The following is a 6560-nucleotide window of genomic DNA, read 5'->3' as shown; positions in this document are numbered from 1 at the left end:
TGCCGGCTGCTGAACATCAGCAAGCGCACCTTGCAGCATTATCGTGATACGGGTGTGCTGCCATTTACGCAAATCGGACACAAGTGCTATTACAAGTGCGAGGATGTGGAAACACTGCTTCTTACGAAATCGAACAAACCTAAAAACAGACAGATATGATGGAAACAGCAAGAGACTTGAACATGGAGACGGACGAGATGCAACTGGTCGTCTCGGCCTTGAGAGGTGTAGGCAAACGAATAGTGGAAGTGGCACAGACACACAAGCCACTCTTTGCAGGCGAGCTTTTCCTCACAGGAAAGGAAGTGTGCGAGCGGCTGTATATCAGTCCCCGTACCTTGCAGGACTACCGAGACAGGAAGATTATCCCCTACACGCAGTTTGCAGGGAAGATACTCTACAAGGCTTCGGACTTGGAAAGGATGTTGGAGGAGAATTACTATTTTAAGTCCATTTGAGTTTAGTATTATAATTCGATTAAAAATACTTATTAATAAGTATTGCCAGTATAGAATTCTTCCCATACCTTTGTATCCAAAATTGAATTAATGATAAAAATATCACACAGCCGCATAAAGGCGACAATAAAAGGAGCGTACTGTTTTTTAAACAGTACGCTTTTTTTTATGAACAAAATTGAACGATGTCCGTTAATAAAATAGTAATGAAAATATTAAAAGAAGATATAAGAAACAGAATTGTCACAGCTGCCCGCAATGAATTTATTAAAAATGGTTTTAGAAAAACTTCGATGCGAACAATTTCTGCAAAATCAGGAGTTGTCTTAGGTAATATATACAATTATTTTAAGACAAAAGATGATATTTTTTATGCTGTCCTTAGGCCTTTACTTGCTGTCTTGGATGGAAGGCTGTCCTCCTATCGCATAGAATCCAACAAAATAGACAAACTTCGTTTCTCTATACAAAGTCAAAAAGATTTGCTAAGAGAAACGCTTAAAATAATTTTCTTGTATAAAGAAGAATTAAAGTTATTGCTCTTTGAATCAAAAGGTACTTCTGTAGAATTTTTCCGTGAAAATTTTATCGAAGAACAAGTTGCAATAAGTAAAGAATATATTGACCAAATGCAAAAAGTCTATCCACAAATACAAACAAAAGTTTCGTCACTATTCTTTCGGATTTCCTCTTCTACATGGGTAACAATCGTCGGAGAGATTGTCTCAAATCCAGAAATCCGTAAAGAAGAGGCAAAACAGGTTTTGTCTGAATATATACGCTATAATACAGCAGGATGGCGAGAACTCATTAATCCATAAAATTATGAACAGATTATTCATCGTAACGATACTATGTTTGTGTACAACAGTTTTGTCTGCCCAAAATATATTACGTGGGAAAATCATAGATAAAGAAACAGGACTTCCCATATTTGGGGTATGCATATCAATCAAAAATACAAAACAGAAAACAGTTTCTGACAAGACAGGCAATTATCAAATTGACATACCCTCAAATGGAACATGTATTGTTGAGGTTTCATTTGTTGGATATAAACGAGTAAGGCAAGTCATTGTATTAAACGGCAATATCACAAAAGACTTTTTCTTAGAATCATCAGCGAACGTCCTTAACGAAGTTGTAGTGAGGGGATCTTCCCAGCAGGCGGAAATAAACCGCATTCGGCAAAGTCCTATGGCTGTAACCGTAGTGGACGGATCCAAGCTGCGGGGACGTTCAAGCGGTATAGAAGAAATTCTTACACGCACGTCTGGCATCAAAGTAAGAAAGACAGGCGGATTGGGAAGTGCGTCGCGCATATCTGTACATGGTTTAGAAGGTAAGCGTGTCGCCGTATATATTAATGGGTTTCCACTCAACAGTCCTGACGGTTCTTTCGACATCAACGATATTCCAATAGATGTGATCAAATATATAGAGGTGTACAAGGGTATTGTGCCTGCAGAATATGGAGGCGACGGATTAGGAGGAGCCATCAATATTGTGACACGTGAGGATGAATGCGACCTAGTAGGATTCACGCAGGAATTGGCATCATTCGGAACATCCAAGACACTTACAAGTGCTCAAAAGCTTTTTGCAAAGTCAGGCATATTATTTAATGTTGCTTTCTTTAAGAATAAATCCAAGAACAACTACACGATGTCATGGCCAGTATTCGAAATAAATCTGCCAGTCTCAGAATACAGAAAGGTAAGACGAAATAATGACTATTATGACGCAGACTTCTATCATGTCGGCATTGGTTTTAGAAAGTTATACTTCGATAAACTGGATTTGGAATGCGCCTTCTACAGAAATAAAAAAGGTATACAGTCTCTTAACTTTGATTCGCAGCATGCCTATATGAAAGGCTTTAATATAATGCCCACTTTGCATATAGAAAAAGACGACTTCGTCTTTAAAGGTTTGGAAATGAAATCATCCCTTGTTATTCCTATTATACAAACGAGCCTGATAGACACGACAACAACAAGAAGACAATGGGATGGAACCATCACTCAGGCAATGGGGGAAACAGAAGATAATCTTCTTAATGAATCCCATAACCGGCAATTTGAATTACGAAACAAATTTAATTTAAAATATACATTTGGACAACATACATTCAACATAAATGATCAACTTGCTCTTTCGGACTACCGTCCTAAAGATGAACGCATGAATGACTATCTCGGGTTCGATCCTAGCTCGTTTCCCAGCAAAATGATTTCAAACAATATCGGACTCTGTCATTTGTATGCCTCTTCCAATCATCGTTTTCAGAATTCCTTGACGATAAGCATTTACTATCTGAAGTCAAAAATCTTTAGAACAAGCGATGCCTTGTCGAAAGCCCAAATGAAAGATGCATCAGCTCCCAAACAAACAAGTGTGAACAAAACGTACTACGGATTTAGTGAGGGAGTGAGCTATGAGTTTTGGAAAGGCGTGAGGGGAAAGTTCTCGTTTTCACACAATGTGAGACTCCCTGACACAGGAGAACTTTTCGGTAACGGAATGAGCATCAAGCCATCAGTGAACTTACTGCCTGAAATTGGAGACAACCTGAACGTTGGAACCATCATAGATACAAGAAATGTGATGGGACTTACCCGCGTGCAGTGGGAAACAAACTTCTATTACATGTATATCCAGAATATGATAAGGCTTTTCCCCGCTGATATCCGTTCCATCTACACAAACTTGGGAAAGACGAGCACGATGGGATTTGATACCGATTTGAAAGTAGACGTGACACCAAACATCTATACATATTTCAATCTTACACTACAGGACATTCGAGACCGGCAGAAATGGTTAAACGATGCAAAAGGGACGGATAATCCCACATATAATAAACATGTACCCAACATACCGTCTTTCTATTTTAACTATGGTTTGGAGTATCATGCAGAAAATTTGCTGGGGCGAAATGAACTATCTAGAATTTATATGGATGTGTCCCATGTCGGAGAATTCGATTGGGGATGGCAAATGAGCACACTGTCCGACCAGCGTAAAAAATGGATTATCCCCTCCAACGATGTGTTTACCATAGGCCTTCAACAATCCTTTTGGCACAACAACATTTCATTGAGTTTCGAAGTTGAGAACATCTTTGACAAGGAGAACTATATGGAATTCAAGATGCCACTGCAAGGACGCACTTTTAAAACAAAATTGCGTTTTAATCTGTTCCGCGACAAAACATCGGGCGGAGCAATGAGTTTGTAATATATTACCAATTTAAAAACAAATAAAATGAAACATTATTTTTTAATCGCAGCCCTTGTGTTGCTATCTCTTGTAGGTCTCACCTCATGCGGAAAGGACTCTCCGGACTTTCCTCCCTCTACAAAATCTGAAGTAGGATTTGTACACAGCGTAAACATCGGAGAAAACACATATATTAGCCTGTTCAAGGATTTGAGTGTTAGTTCACTCAATACAGACAACGCATTGGTGCTTCCGAAGGGGGCATTCACATTCGTGTATAAAAATAAGATATATGTGACAGATACAGAACACCTCTACAAGTACATCCCTAAGGATGGAATCCTTGTTCAAGAAGGAAACACCATGCTATTTCCAAGTGGTGCAAAGGCCACATACATCACATTCTTATCCGAGAAGAAAGCCTACGTTTCTTGTCTTGGATTAGGAAAGGTGTGGATTATAGATCCGTCCTCCATGACAAAAACAGGAGAAATAGATTTATCTGGCTATTCCTTGGGGAAGTTGGCTGGCGACAATAATCCTGAACCATGTGCTTCCATCATCAGAGACGGCATCTTATACGTGACGCTCTGCCAATTAAAGTCTGCCTACTCATGCGAGAAGGGGGCACATATAGCCTTAATAGATACCAAGACCGATAAGCCCATCAAAATGATTAGTGACCCTCGTGCTACAATGGCCTCCTCTATGACCCCCGCTGGGGACCCATTCGTGGACGAGAAGGGTGACATCTATTTCTATTGCGTAGCTATGTTTGGATACCAGCCTGGGGTCAAAGAAGGATTCTTGCGCATTAAGAAAGGGGAGCAAGACTTTGACAACTCATATTGCTTCACCCTTGCAGACGTAAACTTAGAAGGAGTAAAGGGGAACAGAACATCGTATGCTTATAATAAAGTGTATGGTGGAAACGGAAAGGTTTATGGATACCTTAACATTCCCGGAGCGGCAAGCAATCCACCTGACTACGTTCATGACAAATCATTTCAAGCCTTTGAAATTAATCTATACAATAAGACTTGCAAGAAGATGAATTTTTCTGGAACTGTAGGCTGGGCCACATCCATCTGCAAGTCTGGCAATAATATCATCTTCGGCATGTCAACAGACCAAGGCATGGGCTACTCTGTCTATCACATGGATGATGGAAGCTATGAAAAATTGAAGGTAAAGGTTTCTGGAGCACCCTACATGTTGCATGAGCTTAAATAGTTGCCATAAAATATATTGGATACAAACTCAACATCTGAAAGGATGCGAACTTCTTGATTAGAAACTTTAATCTCCCTCAAAACAAGGAAAAGAGCTGTATCGTTACTCATTATAGGGTTTGATACGGCTCTTTTAGTTTATGTGTTATAAACTATAAATTCTCATGGTTGTGCTTTTAGTTTTTATACACTGTCAATTCAGTTTTAATAAAAATCTTTCTTTTGTAGTAGCGTAGTAAATAAATGAAAGAATATTCGTATATCAATAAAAATCTTTAATCCTTTTTCTTTCAACGTATTATACCTTATTGTAGTTATGTAGTAAGATATAATCAATGAAAGAAAAAGAAAATATAATCATCAGGTATCCGTCTTTCCTATTAAGAATATCGGTGTTATTATGGATGTAGGTTTCAGTAATCTCTGACATACATGTTTCCTGAACAAGTGGGCTTCCATGCTGTCCAATTGATAAGACAAAGCGATGATGATAGTGAGCGGATAAAGCAAGGCATAACCTCGCAGATGTCCGTTCACGAATACCTCCACCTCCCCTGCGGCCCTTTCTTCGGATTGTAGGGGATATGTTTTCAGAAGCAGTTGCAATCGATAATTGAGTTTCCTCCATGTTACACCGAAGAAATCTACAAGCTCGCTCTCTGTCATTGCTATTTCGCCTTTGCCTTTGTGAATGATTTGCATACTGTCGCCCCACTCGAAATAACTGCGGTCTCTTTTAGTTTGATAGTGATAGGCATTCATACGGCTTCCTCCTTCGTTTCCTTTGTCTGATGTTTCCTTATCAACCTATCCATATCCTCCGAAATCTTATTGTCTGTCACCTGTGCGTAGATTTGAGTACTGGATATGGAGGCGTGCCCCATCATCTTGGCAATGCTTTCGATGGGTATTCCTGCACTTAAACTCATCGTGCCGAATGTGTGCCTTGCCATATGGTAGGACAACCGTTCCCTGATGCCACAAGCCTTACCCACAATACCCAGCTTTGCACTCATCACGCTGCGGCTACAAGCACAGTGAAAGATAAAGTCGTCACCTTTTTCTTTCACCGTCTGCATTTCTTTCATGCTGGGTTGTTCTTCCTTACATTGATTGATGATGGCCTCCGCTATCGGGTGCAGGGGCACAACAAACTCCACCTTTGTCTTCTGACGTTCTTTTCGGATATATTTCTGTCCGTCGGCTGCCGTTTGAATGTGTCCAAATTGCAAATGTTCCATATCAGCAATAGCCAAACCTGTAAAACAGGCAAAGACAAACAGCCGTCTTGCTTGTTCTGCTTCCTTATCAAGTACTCTCAGTGCCATAAGTTTAGATACTTCGCTCTTTTGCAAAAAGCGTATCTTCTGTTCCGCTTTCTCATACTTGGCATTCTCAAAAGGATTACAGCGAATGAGCCTTTGACTGACCGCACGATACATCAGCCTACTCAGCCAACAAAGATAGCGATTCATGGTTGCTGTTGCCAAGCCTCGTTTTTTCAGATAGAAACGGTATTCTTCAAACAAGTCTTCCGTTATAGTGGCTATGGTTATATCTATCACTCCCTTATTTTTTACAAACTCCGTAAGCAACTTATCTGAATAGAATAGGTTCTGATAAGTCCCCTCTGCCCTTGATTTGCCCA

Annotated in this window: 7 protein-coding genes; 5 read left to right on the top strand and 2 right to left on the bottom strand. The window is 39.9% G+C overall.

The window, feature by feature from the left end:
• The 5 genes from HMPREF2983_RS12795 to HMPREF2983_RS12775 all read left to right on the top strand — a co-directional run.
• The coding region (locus tag HMPREF2983_RS12795; protein ID WP_141757667.1) for a helix-turn-helix domain-containing protein at positions 1-159 on the top strand (159 nt) is incomplete at its 5' end.
• Positions 156-458 (top strand): helix-turn-helix domain-containing protein, encoded by a 303-nt coding sequence (locus tag HMPREF2983_RS12790; protein ID WP_006043739.1) that lies wholly within the window; start codon positions 156-158, stop codon positions 456-458. The genes HMPREF2983_RS12795 and HMPREF2983_RS12790, both read left to right, overlap by 4 nt.
• Before the next feature lie 185 nt (positions 459-643).
• Positions 644-1279 carry a TetR/AcrR family transcriptional regulator gene (locus HMPREF2983_RS12785; RefSeq protein WP_023984414.1) on the top strand — a complete coding sequence of 212 codons (636 nt, stop codon included), beginning with the start codon at positions 644-646 and terminating at the stop codon, positions 1277-1279.
• Positions 1280-1283: 4 nt separating this feature from the next.
• Positions 1284-3698, top strand: coding sequence for a TonB-dependent receptor (locus tag HMPREF2983_RS12780; protein ID WP_023984415.1), 2415 nt, complete (start codon positions 1284-1286; stop codon positions 3696-3698).
• 27 nt (positions 3699-3725) lie between these two features.
• Positions 3726-4913, top strand: a complete 1188-nt coding sequence (locus HMPREF2983_RS12775; protein ID WP_004384756.1) for a YncE family protein — start codon at positions 3726-3728, stop codon at positions 4911-4913.
• A 359-nt stretch (positions 4914-5272) separates the two neighbouring features.
• On the opposite strand, the gene HMPREF2983_RS12770 is transcribed toward HMPREF2983_RS12775, so the two are convergent.
• Complete coding sequence (locus tag HMPREF2983_RS12770) at positions 5273-5674, bottom strand: hypothetical protein (protein ID WP_070669055.1); 402 nt, start codon at positions 5672-5674, stop codon at positions 5273-5275.
• On the bottom strand, positions 5671-6560 hold an 890-nt coding region (locus HMPREF2983_RS12765), incomplete at its 5' end, for a tyrosine-type recombinase/integrase (protein ID WP_070669052.1). The genes HMPREF2983_RS12770 and HMPREF2983_RS12765, both read right to left, overlap by 4 nt.

Origin of the sequence: Prevotella sp. HMSC077E09, assembly GCF_001814685.1 — a bacterium.
In the GTDB taxonomy this organism is placed as follows: Bacteria; Bacteroidota; Bacteroidia; order Bacteroidales; family Bacteroidaceae; genus Prevotella; species Prevotella oris.
This window is presented reverse-complemented; position numbering and strand designations above follow the sequence as displayed.